Raw genomic sequence first — 18,283 nt, forward strand, 5'->3', positions numbered from 1 at the left:
GGCCTCAACCACCCGTAAGCTTCTTTACCTCCACCTCTAGGGTCTGTACGTAGTCGTTGTAGACTTTCTCTACTTCGTGTGGAGCGTAGAGCTTGAGCTTGTAGACCATGTAGGGCGACTTCAACTCCCTGATCTTGAACAGGGGCACGTTGCTCTTTATCAGCGAGAGGGCTACCTCGTGGAACCTCCTTATCGCCTCCATGATCAGGAACCCCTTCTCGAGTGGTGAGAACGCGTCGTTGGGGTCGTAGGCGTACTGCTGGAGGAAGCCCTCCCTGATCATCCTCGCGACCTCGAGCGTGAGCTTGTCCTCCTCGGGTAGGGCCTCGGGCCCCACCAGCCTGACGATGTCGAGTAGCTCGGCCTCGCGCTGCAGAATCTTGACGAACATGTTCCTCGTCTCGTGCCACCTTCCAGCAGAGCGCTCGTCGAGGTACTCCTTTACGTAGTCTACGTAGAGGCTGTAGCTCATCAGCCAGTTTATAGCGGGGAAGTGCCTCCTCGTAGCCAGGTCGTAGTCGAGAGCGTACAGGGCCTGGACGTACCGGAGCGTGTTCCTTACAACGGGCTCGCTGAAGTCGCCGCCCGGCGGTGAGACAGCGCCGAATATAGTCACGCTACCCGTCCTCTCCGGCCTACCGAGGGCTACGACCCGGCCGGCCCTCTCGTAGAACTCGGCGAGCCTCGAGGCGAGGTAAGCGGGGAAGCCCTCCTCGCCGGGCATCTCCTCCATTCTCCCGCTTATCTCCCTCATCGCCTCCGCCCACCTGCTCGTCGAGTCCGCGACAAGCAGCACGTCGTAGCCCATGTCCCTGAAGTACTCCGCGAGCGTCACCCCGAGCAGGACGCTTGTCTCACGGGCGGCCACCGGCATGTTGCTAGTGTTGGCTATGAAGATGGACCTCTCCATCATCGGCCTGTTCCTCCTGACGTCGTGGAGCTCTAGGAAGCTCTTTAGGGCGTCCGCCATCTCGTTGCCCCTCTCGCCGCAGCCGACGAAGATTGCTATGTCGGCGTAGGACCACTTGGCTAGCGACTGTAGCAGGACCGTCTTGCCCGTCCCGAAGCCGCCCGGTACAGCCGCTTTACCGCCCTTCGCGATGGGGAACATCAGGTCTATAACCCTGATACCAGTGGTCAGGGGCTCGGAGGGCGGGAGCTTCTCCTTGTAGGGTCTGGGTATTCTCACAGGCCACCTGTGGTAGAGCTTGACCTCGTGCTTCTTGTCGCCCGACTCCACAACTGCCACAACGTCCTCTACGCTGTACTCTCCGTCGCCTGCTCTCCAGGTCAGCGTCCCGCTAACCCCCGGTGGAATCATGATCTTGTGCGTAACGATCGGCGTCTCCTGTACAAGGCCTATCGTGTCCCCGGGCTCCACTTTGTCGCCTACCCTGACCCTCTGGTCGGCCGCGAACACCCATTTAGTCGACCTGTTCAGCGAGTTGACCCTCACTCCTCTCTTGATGAAGATGTCGTTCACGGCTTTGGCGATCTCGACCTCTGGCCTCTGGAGGCCGTCGTAGATAGTGCCTATCAAACCCGGGCCCAGCTCGGCCGACAAGAGCTCGCCTGTGGCCTCCACTCGCTCGCCGACCGTTAGCCCGGTCGTCTCCTCGTAGACCTGGATGTAGGCTCTCTCCCCCCTGACGCTTATTACCTCGCCGATCAGGCCCTCCTCGCCGACGTAGACGACCTCGTACATCATGGGGGAGGGTATACCGGTCGCTACCACCAGGGGTCCGGCTATCCTGTGGATCCTACCGGTCCTGGAGGGCAAGCTAAACACCCAGCTGATACCCTACTATTCGTGAGGCAAACTTTAAGTAATATGCCTTTGGATCGGATTGGAGAAAAACTTCTTTGTCTGGTACGAGGGTCACCACTGGCCCGAACCCCTTCTCGTTCAAGGCGAGGACGTCTAACCCGGCTTCCCTGGCAAGAGACTCCTCGACAAGGATAGCAGCTGTGTGCTTGTCGTTTTTGAGCTCGCTTAATAATCTCCACACCTCCTCCTTAGTCGCCACGACCACGTTCTTAAAACCGATCAGCCTGTAGAAGTGCTCGTGGTCTTTCCTCGAGACGACCACCAATCTTCTCTGCTCAACCGACACGCAGGATCCTCCTCGAGACTAGGACTCTCAAGAGCTTGGATTCGTAGTACCTTGTAATCAAAAAATGGGTTAAGAGGTTTAGTAGACCGCCGGGGAAGTAGAGCGCTGTCTTGGATGTCTCGTTTACGATTTTTGCCTCCTCGGCGAGGTACTTTGCGGGGTCTCTCTCCCAGAGCGACGCTATGCTCGTGAACCTACTCAAAGCGCCCGCGTAGTAGACCAGGCCCGCGCCTCCAAGCGGCCTCACCAGCTCGTTGAACGCGGCTTCGGTGTCCCACACTTGTTTTATCCCCAGTTTCTTCCACGACAACGCGTACCTAACGAAGATACCGTAGAGAGCCAGAGCCACCACCGACAAGGGCCCACTGGCCTCCTCGCCCGTGGCCTCCATAGAGCTCCTCAACTTCTCTACGTACCTCTTGATCAGGCAGTTTAAGTCCCCTTCGCCACAGGCTCTCGCGAAGTCGTACTGGCTGGGGAGCCTCCCCGGGTCTACCAGCGCCGACTCCAGATCCTGTAGTACCAGTAGGTCTCCGACTACCCCCCTGTAATCTCCCGGGAGGATCCCCGAGACCTCCCCGACCTCCCTAAGGAGGATTTCCCTCAGGGACTCGTCTAGCTCCTGTAGCGTGGTAGCCCCGATCGCCTTCGCCAGCTCGAGCCTCGAGTAGGGTGTTGATTGGAGTCTCGAGACGTCTAGCTCTAAGCCTTCGAGGACTAGACCGATGAGCTCCTCGAGGTAGGGCGGCTTAGACAACCTTATGTAAAGTAGGGCTGTTACGTCCTCCTTGGTCAAATGGGGAGGTCCCTCGACACCTCTTTTTGGAGCGCGGTGAGCACCCTCTTAAGCCTGGTGTTGTAGGTATTGTCTACGACGACCTCACCGCCGCAACACGAAATTCTGACACCACCCATAATGCTGGGGTCCTCGTGCACCTGGTAGTCTAGTCCTCTCTCCTTCAACAACCGCTCTACTGCGGCTCGGTCAACCGGCGAGACGTACACCTCTAAGGGGGATTGCGGTCTAGCCCCACCACCTAGTTCGCTGAGAGACTCCTCTAGAAGTATCTTGAGAGACTCCTCTCTTCTAGCACCTCCTAGGCTCCTGAGAAGGGTTATAGCCTTCTCCTCTATCGCTCTAGCCACCTCGGCTTTAGCACTGGAGACAATGAGGCGGGCCCTCCTCCTCGCCTCTCCTATTCTACTCTCTACCTGGAGCTCGGACCTGATCTTGGCCTTCTCGCTCTCGATAAACCTCTTCCTCCTCTCCTCAGCGTCCTTTACAATGGCCTCAGACTTCTTGATGGCCTCCCTTATAATCTCGTCTGCCTCTGCCTTCGCTTTCTCGAGGACAACCCTCTTGAGCTCTTCTACGCTCATCTCCACTACCTTCGGCTTTCAGTTGGCTACTACCACCCGACGATTATGAAGGCGATGACCAATCCGAAGACCATACCGAGTATGCCGATTAGCTCCTCGTAGGCTGCCAGTATTATACCGGTTCCGAAGATCCCTCCCTTCGTCTTTATCAGCTGAGCGCCAGCTTGTCCACACACTCTCCCCTGCATCCAGGCAGACACCATCTCCGCGAACCCTACGAAGAGGCTTACGCCGAACACTACGCCGGCTATCTCAGGGGGCAGTGCACCGCCGTGTTTCGACAAAATGCTTGGTAGGATCATGTAGTACATCAAGAACATGTAGACGAACCCGTAGACGAGCGTCTGCGTCATTGGCAAGAAGGCCAGGATGAACACTCTACCTCTCTGTCCCGGGTCCTCGCCTACAGCAGGTATCCCGGACGCCGTTGCCTCGGTTATCCCTATGGTTGTCCCAATAGCTGCTAGGCCTTCAGCAAGACCTGGCCCTATGAAGCCCAACACCGTAATCCAGTCGGTCACGCTCCACCACCGCATGCTAGATGATGCGTGGCGAAGATTAAAAATTATGTATGAGCTATCTCAGCCCGCCGCCCACTCTCACCACGAGACTGCCGACACCGCTCGGCGCGATCCTCCGCCCACCGCCCTCATAAAACTTGGACGAGACCTCGTACATTATTAGCCTCAGAGAGTGGACGAAGGGGCTTATAGAGGACAAGCCGAGGTTAACGACGTGGAGGGAGAGAGCTGCTAATAACCCTACAACGAACCCTATGACCGGGTATATCATGCCAGCTGTGCCAGCGACGTTGAACACGAGCGAGTTGATTAACTCGGCCATAATAGCCCCTCCGAGGGCTATACCAGCAATCCTGACGAAGGACAGGACGTCGGCCATTACCCCCAGTACGTCGAAGATCCAGAGCATGACGCCGAATGGCCGGTCGACAACCGACTTGAAGACCGCGTACAACACCAGTACCCCGACCGCGAGCTTTGAGGCCATGTCGCCTGGTATAATCCTCAGTAGACCTAAGACGTCTACGTTGAACCTGAACATCACCTTGATGGCGGGCGGGGCGATCAAGATCAGGGATATCAAGAGTACTTCCGCCACCACGCCTACCCTGTTTTTGTTCACGAGGTTCTTGTAGAGGCCTATACCGTGGGAGAACAGCACCATGAAGTAACCCACGCCTAGCGCCAGTCCGAGGTACCTGATTATAACGGGGCCGATCTCCTCCAAGGCTCCCAACTTTGGTGGCAGGCTCGGTAGGACCGAGGGGATTACCATGGCGATGTATTGGCCGAGTAAGGAGCCGAAGAAGCTGCCCGAGAGCAGCCCCGTTATAATACCTGTCACCCCCGCGTATGTGGCGATCTTTATCAGCCTGCGCAGCGTGTCCTTGTTCTCGACGAAGTAGGGGAGGACCAGCCTGGCACCTATGATCAGGCCTATCGCGTACCCGACGTCGGGGAACATCAGGGAGAAGAAGACTAGGTAGAGGTACGTTAGGAGCGGTGTGGGGTCCCACTCTGTCGGCGAGGGGTAGCCCATTATCTCAGTGAAGAGCTCGAACGGCTTAAAGGGCTTGAGGTTGTTGAACTCGACTGGAGGGTCGGGGGCCTCCTCGAAGAGCGCGACGCCCCTGTTCTCCCTGGCCACCCTCTCCACCTCCTTTGCTCTCGACTTGAGCGCCCAGCCAGCGACGAGGGTCAGGTACTTCGACTCGAGAGCATCTCTAAGTACGCCAATCTTCGACTCCACCGTCTCCGCGAGAACCTTGGCTAGGGCTATCTCGTACACCTTCCCCGAAACGACCTCGCCGACCTTCTTCCTCAAGTCCCCGGCTCGCGTCCTCGCCTCGTTAAGCCTCTCCTCGATGGCCTGCTTCAGCTGTCCCAGGTCGCCGAGGGGGAGGCCTGCGACCTCTACTCTCAGGCGCTCGACCTCCTCCCTAACCCTCTCGTAGGACTTCCTCTCGAAGACGAGTACTGCGACCTCTTTACCGGGCTGAGCCTCGATCTTGGAGAGGGTCTTGAGCGACGCCTCCTCTAGCTTTGAGACCTCCTCTCTACTCCCGTAGACCGTCCTCACCACGACTAGGTCTCCGTCGTACTCTAGTACGAGCCCTTCCTCCCCCCGCCCCTGAGCAGCGTCGACGATCTTCTCTAACGCGGCGAGCCTCTCTGCCCTCTGCTCCAGCTCCGCGAGCTCCCTCTCGAGCCCCCTGACCAGCCTTAGAGTGTCGAGGAGCTCGTTGTACAGCTTCGCGAGCCCCTGGTCCAGGTCCCAGGGTAGCTCCTTCACCTCGACCTCGACCGGTGCGGCCAGCCTGTTGGAGAGCTCCTGTACAAGCTTCGCGGTCTTTGACGCGAGCTCCAGCTTCTCGGCAAGCTTCTCGGCCTCCTTCTTTGTCTCTGTTACCGGAAGAGGCTCTAAGAGGCTCTCCTTGACCAGCTCGTCCAATACTTTGTCGGCGTTGTCGGCTGGGACTACTATGTACGTCTTCACGGCAACGTCCGGCCTGTTGAGGAAGAGCTTAGATAGCTCGGCCAAACCTCAGCCGACCTCTACGCCTGCTACGAGAGACGCCAGCTTCTTAGCCCAGGCCTCCACCTTCGGAGCAGCCTTCTCCTTTAGCTCCCGCGCCTTTTCCTCCGCCTCAGCCGTTATCCTCTCCACCTCTCTCTCGACCTCGTCCTCGAGCCTCCTCTTCTCCTCGGCTATAATCGCCTCGTAAGACCTGTCTCTCAGGATCTCCTCCGCCTTCCTCCTTGCGTTCTCCACTATCTCCCCTGCCTTCCTCTTAGCTTCCTCCAGTATCTTGAGGGCCTCCGCCTCTATACTGGACACTAGGTCGCTCAACAAACAACACCCAGCTACCCTTAAGCACTACAATCTAGCTCTATTACGCGACGGGTTTTTATAACATACGCATGGGCAAAAACATAGTGGGGGTCCAATGGCTTCTACAACCTTTCAGTCCCCTGGCCGTTCCCCAGTACTGCGCGTCTTCGTAGCACTATCGCGGCGTGGGGCTTTATCATCGCGCAGGTGACCACACGCTCGTACGCGCCAGTGGGCTAGGGGAGGGAGGTTCGTCTAATCGTGGGTCGTTCCAGTCGTGCCCCGTGGTCGGTGCTCTCGAGCGCAGCGTTTCCACACCTCACGAGAGCACATTTATTGCGGGCCCGCATAAACACTGTTAGCTCGCTACCGGCGCGGCGGTTCGTGTTGAGGAGGCTCTCGCACGCAATGGTTGGATTTTCGACCGGGCTCCTGGTCGGTAGAATCTCCGTCTCCGACGTGCTTTTACTGTCGATTCTCGGAGTCCTCGGAAGTGTCTTCCCGGACTTCGACCTCCGCTACGCCCACAGGATAGCCCTCCACAACCTGCTGTCGTCTGGGTTAGTCTCTCTAGGCCTCTACTCAGTCCTAGCCATGGCGGGGGTAGACACGCGGACGCAGATCCTGGGCACAGCGTGCTTCCTCGCTGGCTGGCTGAGCCACTTGCTCCTCGACTCTCTGACTCTCAGGGGCGTCGCGTTGCTCTACCCCTTCAGTAGGAGGATGTACGGGCCGAGGCTTCTCAAGTCTGGGGACTGGAGAGGAGAGGCTCTCGCCTGGGTGATTAGCGGTCTACTAATCTACGCGGCTCTCAAAACATGGTGAAAAACTCGCGTGTTAAGGCAGCCGAGATGGTCAGCCGGCGTACTTGAGGCCCCTTCTCAAGACTACGTATAGACCCACGTTGAGGACTACCACGGCGGCTAGACCCATAGTCACGTATAGCCTGGCCTGGTTTAACATGTTCTCCGCCTGACCGATCCTGCTCTCGTACTCGTTGAGCTTCACCGTCAGGTTCGCTACAGACGCGTTGCAGTTCCCCGCGTTAACCAGCAGGACGTTGACCGTCTCGTTCAGGCTAGCCACCTGTGTCCTGAGGCTGTCGACCGTCTTCGTCAAGTTGTCGATGTAGCCCTGCATCTGGAAGCCGGTCGATACGAGTGCCGAGGCAGACGGGTAGTAGAGCCTCGAGTACGACAGCAGAAGTGTCTCGAATACTCCCTGGTCTACCACGCTGCCGAGTGCCAGTGTCTGGTTGAGGCCGGCCGGCCTGAGTACAAGGGCTAATCCCTCCGAGTAGCCCAGCTTACTGTAATCCCTTACCTCGACCAGGACCCTCGTGCCGGTCCTGACCACGTCTAGGCTGTAGCCCTGGGATACCAGTGAGCCCACGGTCTCGGGGCTCGACGTGGCGTCGTAAACACCTGGCTGGACGACTGGGAGACCTATGCTAGCCCCGCCCGCGACCACTGTGAACGGGCTGTAGACTACCACCGTCGAGTTGACCCCGAGGAAGGTGCGGAAGTCGTTCACGATGGATAGGACGTTGGTTACGGTCATGTTCAAGAGGGTGTTGTAGGTCTTCTCGTCCACTAGACTCTTTAAGGCGCTGAGCCTCTGGAACAACGGGTAGTACATCAAGTAGACGCCGCCGCTAGTGTACCAGGTCGCCTTGACGACTAGGGTGCTGTAGAACCTGCAGGACTGGTTGTACGCCCAGACGAGGGCGTCGAGCGGTAGAGACTTGATTAGGTCCCGGGGGTAGAGCTCGAGTAGGACAGCGGGCTCGGTGAAGCTGCCGTAGAAGCTGTTGAGCCACCCGCTGGACTTAAGAGTCCCCGGGAAGAAGAGCGTGGCCTTGTTGCTCGAGATAGAGACTATCTTGAACTTTAGGTAGTAAATCCCCTGGGAGACGTTCAGCCCCGAGGGCACCGAGACCGCGAAGCTCGGGGTCTCCAGCGTCTTGTTGTCGAACTGTTGTACGACGTCGTAGTTGGTGAGGTTGAGCGCTAAGCCGCTACTCGTGTTTGTCAAGACGATCGACGTGTTGAGGGCGCTCCAGTAGACGCTCCCGTTGAAATCCACAGTGAACAGCTGCGGCGGTATGTAGTTTCCTGTTATGTTGAAGTACGGGTTTATACTCATGGCCGTCGAGTTCGGATCGACACCAGGCACCCCTATGAACACCGTGAAGTTCCCTCCCCAGACCTCGTTGACGAAGGACTGGTTGACAGAGGAGGCGAGGTCGACCGGCTTGTTGTCGACGAGAGCCGTCGTCTCGTTGACCACTACAGTAGCGAGACCGAGCGAGGGGTCGACGAGCTTCAGCAGGTGGTAGAGGTAGTCGTAGGGGGGCTGAGGTCTCACGAGCTCGACTACTGTGCTGTTGGCGTTGAGGGCTCCCGTCGCGTTCAGCAGGTTTAGGTCTGCGCCGGGCGCGTATATTACGATCAGCCTCATGGTCTGAGAGAGGTTCTGGGATTCCACCAGGGCGCCACCGGCCAACAACGACAATGCGATGACCAATACTACTAGCAGGGGGAAAGCTCTAATCACAGCTGTACCACCGTTAATCCTAGTTTAAACAGCACACGAAGTTAAAAAGACTACCTAGAGTCGCGGATCGCCCACGCGAACAATTTAATTCGGTGTTGGGCTTCAGCAATGAGAGGGCGAGGCCTTGTCCCGGCCATGAAACTGCTCGTCGCAGGCCTACTCCCGTTCGAGTCTGGCAAGACGACGCTTGTCTTGGGACTCGTCGAGGAAATGAAGGAGAGGGGTCTCAAGGCCGGTTACTTCAAGCCGGTGGCTGGCCACAACGGGTGGTTTCAGGCGGACACCCTCGAGTACACGGTCTCGCTTGGTGTTCTGGTAGGCCACGACGTGTACGTGGTGGCTGAGAGGCTCGAGATCGTCGAAAAAGTCGCCCTCTTAAACCCGGTTGACGTCCTCTCACTACCGATCGACCCCTTCAGTGCGAAGACCACACCTAGAGGCTACGTGGACTTGATGAGCGCCAGCTTAGGGACGGCCGTGATAGCGCGTTTCACTAGGTTGAGAGGGGGTGTCGTCGAACACAAGTACTACATGGTCGAGGACAACGTTGCCAGGCTGTCGCCTGTTTCGGTCGAGCTTCTCTCGAGGGTACTAGAGGCCGTCGCGGGCGGCGGTACCCTCGAGAGAATTACCGCGAGGAGCCTCGAGAAGCTCCTAGACGACCCATCGACTTACGCGGAAGTAGACCGCTTCCTCGAGCTACTTGGAGGCTACGACCACCTGATCATCGAGGGGTACAACGACGTCTCGGCGCCAACACCCGGCTCCTGTACGGTCGACTACGTCGTAGTCGTGGCGCCCACTAGAGCGGCGCTATACGACGGCCGGAAGTACTGTAGGGCAGTAGAGGTGATCGCCCCTGGTAGGCCGTGGGTTGTACGCTCCCTAAGCGTAGTCGAGATAGTCGGGAAGCCGATTAAGGTTTTCAACGTTCATCCAATGGGCCATGGTGCTGAGTTTAAAAGAAGCGTGAGCGATATACTTGATACAATAACTGGAGTGCGTGGACGGGATGGGCGAGCTTTCTAAGCACGGTTTCGCCCCGAGGGCTACGGGTAGTGAGCTTTTAATGGACCTCTTGGACGAGTCTCTCAAGGTGGCCGCTGAGAGGGACTGCAGAGGCCTCGTGAGGTTCCTCAGGGATAAGTACCTTCTCTACGCCAGGGAGAGGCCGGGTTCCGCCGCATTGTTCAACACGATCAGGTCTCTCCTGAACTACATTAGGGAGAACGGGTGCACTGGTGTGCGGGGGTTCGTCGAGGAGTTCAGGGAGAGGTACGACAAGGCTTTGTGGGCTGCCAGCGAGGTGATGGCTAAGCGTGTCGTCGACGGGGACGTTGTTATGACGAACAGTAATAGCGTGGCCGTGAGGAGGCTCTTCGAGATACTCGTGAGGAACAAGGTCAAGTTCAGCGTCTACGTCCTCGAGTCTAGGCCCGGTATGGAGGGGCTTATACTAGCAGACTACCTCGACAAGCTCGGGGTCGAGACGTACCTCGTCGTCGACTCCGCTGCGAGGTTCTTCATGAAGAACGTGAACAAGGTCGTGTCGGGCGCAGAGGCGGTGGCCGTGAACGGTGCCGTAGTTAGCAAGGCCGGCACGAGCCTTATGGCTCTCGCCGCTAGCGAGGCCAGGGTCAGGTTCTTCGCTATAGCCCCTACGCTCAAGATCAGCCTCGAGACGATCTACGGCGAGCTAGTCAAGCTACCGGAAGGCGACTGGAGGCTGCTCATGGACGAGGATACGAGGAGGGCGATGCCCGAGAAGTACGCTGCCAGGGCCCCTCTCTATGACGTCACACCTCCGAACATGGTCGATGGCATAGCGACCGAGCTAGGCCTTTACCCGCCCCAGTCGATCCCAATCCTTGTCAAGACGATCTACGGGACCTACCCCCCGCAGTTGAAGCCCCTGGACACGCTCTTCGCCGAGTTGTTGGGAGGTGGTTGAGTTGAGCACGATACCACAGGAGGTACTGGATATAGCCGAAGGGATAAGGTCGATGAGGATCAGGGGTGCGGGTAAGATAGCGAGGTCTGCCGCCGAGGCCCTGAGGATAGCCGCGGAGAAGTACCAAGGCGAGAGGGAGCCCTCCGTCTTCAGGAGGTACATGGCCAAGGTAGCAGACACCCTTATAGAGACGAGGCCGACCGCGGTAAGCCTACCCAACGCCGTCATGTACGTGATGCAGGCGGTCTTCCAGCAGACAAGCGACTTCGACGAGCTGAAGAAGGGTGTGATAGACGCCGCAAACAGGTTCATCGAAGACAGTCTCAACGCCGTGAAGAGGATAGCCGAGTTCGGGAGCAAGAGGATCAGGGAGAACTCCGTCATACTAACGCACTGCCACAGCACGGCAGCGGTGTCGGTGATAACAGAGGCTTACAGGCAGGGGAGGGTGGTGAAGGTCTACAGCACTGAGACGAGGCCCTTCTACCAGGGCAGAATAACCACGAGGCAGTTGCTCGAGAATGGGGTGCCGGTAGTTCAGATCCCGGACAGTGCTGTGAGGTACATCATGCACGAGGTCGACCAGGTCGTGATCGGTGCCGACACGATAACTAGCAACGGGGCAGTGGTCAACAAGATAGGGACTAGCCAGGTCGCGCTAGCCGCTCACGAGGCTAGGGTGAGGGTGTTCGTCGCAGCGGAGACTTACAAGTTCTCCCCGATGACCGTTATAGGGGAGCTGGTGCCGATAGAGTTCAGGGACCCCACCGAGGTCGTCCCCCAGGAGTGGTTGGAGAAGCACAAGAACGTGAGGGTTCTCAACCCGTCCTTCGACGTCACTCCCCCCGAGTACGTCGACGCTATAATCACGGAAGTCGGTGTGATCCCGCCGCAGGCGGCCATAATGATCTTGACCGAGAGGCTCGGGTGGGCGATCGATAAGATTAAACAGGCTGGTTTAACAAAGCTTAGGTTTGAAGACCTCGTGGAGGATTGAGATGAGCGAAGAGACAGCCAAGCTGAAGAGCGAGATAGTGAGACTGATAGACGAGAGCAGGGACGTGGAGGTCAAGATGGCCTTCTACAGTGACGAGAGAGTGCAGTCGATAATGGACAGGCTGAATAAGGAGTGGGAGAGCAACGGGTACAAGGGGATACCCCTGGACTATGCCACGGTAGACGAGTTGAAGACCCTCCACGACCTAGCCAGGTTCTACTCGACGCACCCCACGGGAGCCTATAGGGAGTTCATGAGGGCTGCCTACGGGATCCCCACAGCTAAGCCCGAGAAGAAGAGCTGGTGGAGGAGGCTCCTGGGCTTATAGGTGTCCTTCATGAGCGGGGCGTCCAACGACGAGCTCAAGAAGAAGGTCATAGAGGTTCTCGAGACTATAGCGGACCCAGAGATAGGGATAGACGTCTACAACCTGGGGATGATATACAGCCTCGAGGTCGGCGATAACAAGGTCAAGATAAGAATGACCTTGACCACCCCGTTCTGCCCTCTCGCCAACATACTGCCGCTCATGGTCGAGGAGGAGTTGAAGAAGAAACTAGGGGTGGAAGTGGAAATAGAGCTCGTCTTCGACCCACCGTGGAACCCGCTGATGATGACCGAGAAGGGCAGGAGGATGTTCAAGGAGAGGTTCGGCTACGACATCGTGGAGGAGTACAAGAGGCAACTGGAGTCGGAGAGGTTCGAGTTCTAGCGACCAAAAAGATTTTTACAATCCGTCTCCTTTTCAATTCACATTGTGAACCGGGGCGAGCTACGTGAGCTGGAGTATACTCAAACTTCTTAGGGAGAACCCTGAGGAGCTTAAGAACCACGTCAAGAAGAGGTTCATGGACGTCTCCATAGTTGACGAGGCCCTCAAAGCAGACTTAGAGTGGAGGAGGATACTCGCGGAGATACAGGAGCTCAGGCACAAGCACAACGTGATCAGCAGAGAGGTCTCGAGGCTACAGGGCCCCGAGAGAGAGGAGAAGATCAAGGAGGCCAAGGAGCTCCTGTCGCTCATCGAGGTGTACGAGAAGAAGCTCAGCGAGGTCGAGGCTAAGAGGGAGGAGATACTGCTGAAGCTCCCGAACATCGTCCACGAGAGCGTCCCGATCGGCCCGGACGACTCTTACAACGTCCCGATCAGGTTCTACGGGAGGCCCAGGGTCTGGAAGGGGTACCTGGAGCAGTTCAAGCAGCAGACCGAGAAGTACGGGTTCAAGGTCGACTACGAGCTGATCGACTGGAAGCCAGTTGGGCACGCCGACATGCTTGAGAACGTGCTGGGGCTCGGCAACACGGTCAAAGCGGGCGAGGTGGCTGGTAGCAGGTTCTACTACCTGTTCGACGACATAGTCTTCCTCGACATGGCATTGCTCGCGTACGCCATAGACTACCTTACATCGAGAGGCTACACCCTCGTCCTACCCCCGTACATGCTGAGGTTCAAGTACATACAAGGCGTCTTAGACTATGCGACCTTCAAAGACGCCATATACAAGGTCGAGGGCGAGGACCTGTACCTGATCGCCACCGCGGAGCACAGCCTAGCCGCCCTGCACGCCGACGAGGACATACCCGAGGAGGCCCTCCCTCTGAAGTACGTTGGTGTTAGCCCGTGCTTCAGGAAGGAGGCTGGGGCCGGTAGCAGGGACCTGAAGGGTATCTTCCGCGTCCACCAGTTCCACAAAGTCGAGCAGTTCGTGTACGCGAAGCCCGAGGAGAGCTGGGACGTAATGGAGGAGCTGATAAACAACGCCGAGGAGCTGTTCAAGGGCCTGGAGCTCCCGTACAGGGTCGTGAACATAGCCAGCGGGGACCTCGGAGCCCCCGCTGCGAAGAAGTACGACCTCGAGACCTGGATGCCGGCCCAAGGCCTGTACAGGGAGATGGTGAGCTGCAGCAACGTGACGGACTGGCAGGCCTACAGGCTGAAGATCAGGCTCGTGAGGAGGAAGGGGATGGTGAAGGAGTACGTCCACACACTGAACTCGACGGCCATAGCCAGCACGAGGACTATAACGAGCATACTCGAGAACTACCAGGAGCCGGACGGCGTGGTAGTCGTGCCCAGGGCTCTGAGGAAGTACTTGGAGCCCTTCAGCAAGGCGCCGAAGGACGCTATACACCCCGTTAAGAGAGAGAAGGCCGTGTAAGACCCTCTCCTACAGCCCGGCCTTTTGTACCAACCAGGCCCGCGACGCTCAACGCCTGCTCAGTGCTTTAAAAGAGATCCCGGTGTCTAGTTTAGCCTGTGACAGGGCGTGGTCTTGTTGGAGGAGCCGGACATCAAGGTGGAGGTCTACCTGGTACTGGGGTTTGACGAGGAGAGCGACAAGGCGCTGAAGGTGGCCTGGGGTGTCGCCGAGAAGATGCTCGAGAGGGGTATCTGGGTCGTCGTGACGCCCTCTCACGACTGGCTCCTCGACCCTATGCTAGTAGAGGCCTCGGACTACCCCAAGGTCTTCGTCAACGGGAGGCTGATGTTCATAGGGAGGTCGCCTACGGAAGAGGAGCTCGTGAACGCGATAGAGGACAGGCTAGGGCTTAAGACGAGGCCGAGGAGCGAGGAAGCAGCCGTGTACGGGTCGCGGGGTGACGAGGGGTTTCGTGAGGTAGCAATTGCCTACGTTTAGACTCCTATTCTCACGCTTATAAGGGTCTTTAAACAAAAAGGGAATTGCAGAGCGGGGCTCTACCCAGGGCGGTTTGAGCAAAGCCCGCTAAGTTTCAGCGGGCTCGTATGGCTATTTCAGTACACAGTATACGAGCAGACCACCAAACGAGTGACCTAAGGATTCCAGTGGTCACGTTTAGAGTACAGGGCTTTTTTAGAGAGCTTTAGTAGGGTGGAGCCCCGCGATGAAGCACTACCTCTTATCCCTCTCCAAAAGCCACTTGTCCGTCTCTTCGAGCGCGTACTCGACGGCCTCCCTCACGGGCAGCCCCTCTACGACTCCAACGAATAGCCTGGCCAGGAAGTAGTCCCCGGACCCCGTCTTGTCCCTCACCCTTACTCGCTCCTGCCCGACTACCTCGAAGCCCCCTCTGTGGACGACTACAGGCGGCTTGAACCCCTCCGTGACGACTACGTAGCCGTCCCGTAGTAGTTTACGCAATTTCCCGAGAGCCTCGTCTTTACTGCTTGACCCGGTCAACGCGAGGAGCTCAGCTGTGTCCATGTGTAGCACGTCGAAAACACCTATGACCTCGCGCACGTCCGCGCACCCCCTCAAAGCGAGAGGGCCCAACCTCCTCTCCCTCACAAAGCCCTGTACGTCACCTGCCAGGACGATCGACTTTGTCCTCACACTCTTCAACAGGCTCGGCGTGACCTCCCCCAGCACTGGGTTGACCACCGTGTAGCACGAGCCCGAGTGCTCGTCTACGCCACTGAGTTGCGGGGACATCTCCGCGACTTCCATTACTCGTTCTGTGTCGAGGTAGGTTATCCTGAACACCATAGAGGTAGCCGAGTAAGAGGGGTTGGCTTTGAACTCCATTAGCCCGTTGACTAGGAAGAGCCAGTGTGGGCCCACGGAGTAGACCTCTGGTTTAACGCCCTCGTCGAGGAGAGAAAGCGCGGTGTAGTAGACTCCGCCGCCGGTCCTAACCGCGGCCCCACGGCTCGTCACGATGATGTCAACCGTGGGGTTCCCGTAGACGCAGACCCTCCCACGCAACTCCCGCCCCCTAGCGAGACTTAGCCCTGAAAGCGCTCCTCGCGTGGTAGTCCCGTATGTGGTATATCAGGTCTTCGACGGTGTAGAAGAAGACCGGCTCTTGCTTCCCCTTCCCGGCGTTTCCGCCGAGGCAGGTCTCCCGGGCGTTAACGCATACCGGGCAGGTGATCATCCCGGTTATCCTGTCGCGACACGTATAGAAGACGATCCCATGCGACTCTACCCTGAACTTCTCCCAGCGCGGCTCCCATGTGTAGCTCATTCGACCACCTAGTACCCCTCAATGCCGATATCCTGGCTGGGCCGTTTAAACTAGGCAGGCCCCGAAGACAAAAAACCCGAGTGTCGAGGCTTTAGCCAGTCAACACGCGAGTGATCAGCCGGTTGATCCCTCTTCATCGCCTCCAACTCGGCGGCCTAAAGTAGTCATCACCTAGTCTTATACCATCTGAAGTAGTCTCTTATAACGTTCCAGATCAACAGTATCTCGTTAATCCTCCTCTCCGCCTCTACTTTCCTCAAGTACATCTTCTTGACCATGAACTCGAGGCTTGCCTCTTTAATAGCCTCGAGCTCGCTCCCTACCGACTCGTAGTGTTTAACCTCCTCGCTCATTTCCACCACTAAGGCGGTGAAGGGACGACGACCTTGCCCTTGTAATCCTCCAGCTTGAAGGTGTTGGTGGGGAGCTTGACCACCTCGTAGCCTTTCACCAGCTTCAGGAAGTCGTCGACGGGGGCTATGGGCAGGTTCAGACCCCTCACCCAGTAGTGTATCGGCATGGCGTTGACGGGCTTCGCCTTCTCCACGGTCTCCCAGGCCTCTCTAGCGTCTATGGTGAAGGTCCCGCCGACAGGGAGTATTAACAGGTCTACGCCGGTGAGCTCGGTTAGGACGTCGCCTGATGGCACGTGCCCTATGTCCCCTAGGTGGGCTACCCTGACCCCCTCCGCCTGCACTACGTAGACGTAGTTCTTCCCCCGCCGCCTCCCCTGCGCCTTGTCGTGGTACGTCACAAAGCCCTTTACGACCACGTTGTCGAGCCTGCTCTCACCTGCGAACTCCATTAGGACCCTGCTCTTGTCCTTCCTCACCACCTCCACGGCGTTGTGGTCGAAGTGGGTGTGCGTGACGAGTATCAGGTCGCCCTTGACAGAGGGGGGCTTTAAGCCCAGGCTACCCCCGTCGTGGGGGTCTATGACGATGGTGTAGCCGTTGGAGAGAGTTATAGAGACGCACGCGTGCCCGTGCCACGTAATGGTGACCAAAACAGCCCCCTAACACTAAAATAGCTGAAGGCTATCTATTAAGTCTATCCTGGTGCCAGGTTTGAGCCCACTCGACTTGACGGGACTAATCGGGGTCGCCTTGTTTCTCCTGCCGCAGACGTTGTTCTTCGCGTTCTACAGCCTGCTCGGGCTCTACTCTAAGAGGTACTCCGAGAAGAGGGGGTTGGAAGCGTACCTAGGCGAGACGGTGTCTATCATCATACCAGTGAGGGGGGAGCCCCCCGACTACGTCGAGATGGCGTTGAAGAGGGTGAGCGAGCTGAGCAGTACTGTGGATGTTGAAGTGATCATAGTCTCCGACGACCCGCCCGAGTTCCTCGAGTACCTCAGGAGGCTCGTAGACGAGTGGAGCAGGAGGCTCAAGGTCTACTACGTGTGGAGGAGCGAGCCTAGGGGGTTTAGAGCGGGCGCCCTTAACGTGGGCCTGTACGCCTCCACGGGGGACTACGTGTACGTTATGGACGTTGACTCCTTCTTCGACCCCTGCCTCGTCCTGAGAGGGGTCTCACTACTCAAGTCTAGCGAGAGGCTAGCGGGCGTCGTGGGGAGGTGGAGCGTGTGGAACAAGGGTAGCAGGCTCAGCGAGGCGCTGGCGTACAACATGGAGTACGTAGTTAACGTGTTGTTCAAGGCGAGGTCCGCCCTCTCGCTCGACATCTTCCCCCTCGGCACCGGTACTCTATTCAAGGCGAGCGTGCTGAAGGAGCTTGGCGGGTGGGACGAGGAGAGGTTACAGGACGACATGGACTTGGGCGTGAGGCTGTACAGGAGGGGCTACAGGGTTGAGTACATAGACTCGTGTAGGGTCTACGTTGAGGCCCCAACGAGATACAGCTCCTTGAGGGTACAGCAGGAGAGGTGGGCTTACGGGGCTACAGACGTCCTGCTCGCGAGGCTCGGCGCCCTCCTGAGAAGCCCGGTGAGCCTGGTCAGCAAGGTCGAGTCAGCGCTGTTCTTGGGCCAGTACACTGTAGTCCTCCTACTGTGGGTAGGCTTTGCTGTCACCGCGACCGTAAGCCTCCTAGGAGGAGTGGACTATACAGCCAAGTACGCGTTTATTACCGGGGCTTGGCTGTTCTCCCAGGCCCTCTTCGCTGCTGTGGAGACCTACACCCTGGGAGCCGGGTTGAGAGAGAGCGCTGTTAACCAGGGGAGAATGGCCGCTGTCACAGTCGCGTTGTCGGTGCCGATACTCAGGGGTGTGGCGAAGGCCCTTGCCAGGGCGAGACAGGAGTACAAGAGAACCCCGAAAGGGCTCTTCGAGAGGAGGATGCGCGGGAAGGGGGTCTCCGGGGAGCTGGCGCTACTAGTGGCTCTAGCAGTCGTCTTATTCCTCGTCGCTCTCCGTAAGTACGTCCTGCTGTCTCTTATTACATGCATGTACATGGTCAGCGTTGTATATACTTTAATAAGGTGGCCTAGAGATATAATCGGGTTGAAATAGCCCGGTTTAAATC

21 protein-coding genes are annotated in these 18,283 nt (G+C 57.8%); 9 read left to right on the forward strand and 12 right to left on the reverse strand.

Annotated features, from left to right (window positions below; genetic code table 11):
• Positions 1-4 precede the first annotated feature (4 nt).
• The 7 genes from TCELL_RS05800 to TCELL_RS05830 are packed head-to-tail and all read right to left on the reverse strand — an operon-like array spanning position 5 to position 6,365.
• Positions 5-1,780: a V-type ATP synthase subunit A gene (locus TCELL_RS05800; RefSeq protein WP_014737803.1), complete on the reverse strand. Its 1,776-nt coding sequence runs from the start codon at positions 1,778-1,780 to the stop codon at positions 5-7.
• 1 nt (position 1,781) lies between these two features.
• Positions 1,782-2,114 (reverse strand): V-type ATP synthase subunit F, encoded by a 333-nt coding sequence (locus TCELL_RS05805; protein WP_048163301.1) that lies wholly within the window; start codon positions 2,112-2,114, stop codon positions 1,782-1,784.
• Entirely contained in the window at positions 2,104-2,910 is an 807-nt protein-coding gene (locus TCELL_RS05810) for a hypothetical protein (RefSeq protein ID WP_014737805.1), read from the reverse strand. Before TCELL_RS05810 ends, TCELL_RS05805 begins: the two co-directional genes overlap by 11 nt.
• Positions 2,907-3,494, reverse strand: a complete 588-nt coding sequence (locus tag TCELL_RS05815; RefSeq protein ID WP_048163303.1) for a V-type ATP synthase subunit E — start codon at positions 3,492-3,494, stop codon at positions 2,907-2,909. Before TCELL_RS05815 ends, TCELL_RS05810 begins: the two co-directional genes overlap by 4 nt.
• A gap of 29 nt (positions 3,495-3,523) precedes the next feature.
• Complete coding sequence (locus tag TCELL_RS05820) at positions 3,524-4,030, reverse strand: V-type ATP synthase subunit C (protein WP_014737807.1); 507 nt, start codon at positions 4,028-4,030, stop codon at positions 3,524-3,526.
• Positions 4,031-4,070: 40 nt separating this feature from the next.
• A complete protein-coding gene (locus TCELL_RS05825; protein ID WP_014737808.1) occupies positions 4,071-6,056 on the reverse strand; it encodes a V-type ATP synthase subunit I in 1,986 nt (661 codons plus the stop codon).
• Between the two features lie 3 nt (positions 6,057-6,059).
• Positions 6,060-6,365, reverse strand: coding sequence for a hypothetical protein (locus TCELL_RS05830; protein ID WP_157864719.1), 306 nt, complete (start codon positions 6,363-6,365; stop codon positions 6,060-6,062).
• Between the two features lie 369 nt (positions 6,366-6,734).
• Here TCELL_RS05830 and TCELL_RS05835 point away from each other — a divergent pair, with 369 nt between their 5' ends.
• Positions 6,735-7,172 carry a metal-dependent hydrolase gene (locus TCELL_RS05835; protein WP_052307230.1) on the forward strand — a complete coding sequence of 146 codons (438 nt, stop codon included), beginning with the start codon at positions 6,735-6,737 and terminating at the stop codon, positions 7,170-7,172.
• 30 nt (positions 7,173-7,202) lie between these two features.
• Here TCELL_RS05835 and TCELL_RS05840 read toward each other — a convergent pair whose 3' ends face one another.
• Complete coding sequence (locus TCELL_RS05840; RefSeq protein ID WP_014737811.1) at positions 7,203-8,903, reverse strand: hypothetical protein; 1,701 nt, start codon at positions 8,901-8,903, stop codon at positions 7,203-7,205.
• A gap of 108 nt (positions 8,904-9,011) precedes the next feature.
• Here TCELL_RS05840 and TCELL_RS05845 point away from each other — a divergent pair, with 108 nt between their 5' ends.
• The 7 genes from TCELL_RS05845 (at position 9,012) to TCELL_RS05875 (ending at position 14,490) form a co-directional block, all read left to right on the forward strand.
• Positions 9,012-9,932: an AAA family ATPase gene (locus TCELL_RS05845; protein WP_052307231.1), complete on the forward strand. Its 921-nt coding sequence runs from the start codon at positions 9,012-9,014 to the stop codon at positions 9,930-9,932.
• Positions 9,916-10,854 (forward strand): eIF2B alpha/beta/delta subunit family protein, encoded by a 939-nt coding sequence (locus TCELL_RS05850; protein ID WP_014737813.1) that lies wholly within the window; start codon positions 9,916-9,918, stop codon positions 10,852-10,854. The genes TCELL_RS05845 and TCELL_RS05850 overlap by 17 nt, the downstream gene beginning before the upstream one ends.
• Positions 10,855-10,906: 52 nt before the next feature.
• Positions 10,907-11,851: a ribose 1,5-bisphosphate isomerase gene (locus tag TCELL_RS05855; protein ID WP_048163749.1), complete on the forward strand. Its 945-nt coding sequence runs from the start codon at positions 10,907-10,909 to the stop codon at positions 11,849-11,851.
• A gap of 1 nt (position 11,852) precedes the next feature.
• A complete protein-coding gene (locus TCELL_RS05860; RefSeq protein WP_014737815.1) occupies positions 11,853-12,179 on the forward strand; it encodes a hypothetical protein in 327 nt (108 codons plus the stop codon).
• A gap of 9 nt (positions 12,180-12,188) precedes the next feature.
• A complete protein-coding gene (locus TCELL_RS05865) occupies positions 12,189-12,563 on the forward strand; it encodes a metal-sulfur cluster assembly factor (RefSeq protein ID WP_048163308.1) in 375 nt (124 codons plus the stop codon).
• 64 nt (positions 12,564-12,627) lie between these two features.
• On the forward strand, positions 12,628-14,010 hold the full coding sequence (gene serS / locus TCELL_RS05870) for a serine--tRNA ligase (RefSeq protein WP_014737817.1): 1,383 nt from the start codon (positions 12,628-12,630) through the stop codon (positions 14,008-14,010).
• Positions 14,011-14,127: 117 nt separating this feature from the next.
• Positions 14,128-14,490, forward strand: coding sequence for a hypothetical protein (locus TCELL_RS05875; RefSeq protein WP_083830033.1), 363 nt, complete (start codon positions 14,128-14,130; stop codon positions 14,488-14,490).
• A 234-nt stretch (positions 14,491-14,724) separates the two neighbouring features.
• Here the strand turns inward: TCELL_RS05875 and TCELL_RS05880 are convergent, their stop codons facing one another.
• The 4 genes from TCELL_RS05880 to TCELL_RS05895 all read right to left on the reverse strand — a co-directional run bounded on the left by TCELL_RS05880 (position 14,725) and on the right by TCELL_RS05895 (position 16,805).
• Positions 14,725-15,537 (reverse strand): PfkB family carbohydrate kinase, encoded by an 813-nt coding sequence (locus TCELL_RS05880; RefSeq protein ID WP_014737819.1) that lies wholly within the window; start codon positions 15,535-15,537, stop codon positions 14,725-14,727.
• A 10-nt stretch (positions 15,538-15,547) separates the two neighbouring features.
• Entirely contained in the window at positions 15,548-15,799 is a 252-nt protein-coding gene (locus tag TCELL_RS05885) for a hypothetical protein (RefSeq protein ID WP_048163311.1), read from the reverse strand.
• Between the two features lie 167 nt (positions 15,800-15,966).
• A complete protein-coding gene (locus TCELL_RS05890) occupies positions 15,967-16,152 on the reverse strand; it encodes a hypothetical protein (protein WP_014737821.1) in 186 nt (61 codons plus the stop codon).
• An 8-nt stretch (positions 16,153-16,160) separates the two neighbouring features.
• Positions 16,161-16,805 (reverse strand): MBL fold metallo-hydrolase, encoded by a 645-nt coding sequence (locus TCELL_RS05895; protein ID WP_014737822.1) that lies wholly within the window; start codon positions 16,803-16,805, stop codon positions 16,161-16,163.
• Positions 16,806-16,866: 61 nt separating this feature from the next.
• Here TCELL_RS05895 and TCELL_RS05900 point away from each other — a divergent pair, with 61 nt between their 5' ends.
• The gene (locus tag TCELL_RS05900; RefSeq protein ID WP_052307232.1) at positions 16,867-18,270 is read left to right on the forward strand and encodes a glycosyltransferase family 2 protein; all 1,404 of its coding nucleotides are present in this window, start codon (positions 16,867-16,869) and stop codon (positions 18,268-18,270) included.
• Positions 18,271-18,283 lie beyond the last annotated feature (13 nt).

Origin of the sequence: Thermogladius calderae 1633 (assembly GCF_000264495.1) — an archaeon.
In the GTDB taxonomy this organism is placed as follows: Archaea; Thermoproteota; Thermoprotei_A; order Sulfolobales; family Desulfurococcaceae; genus Thermogladius; species Thermogladius calderae.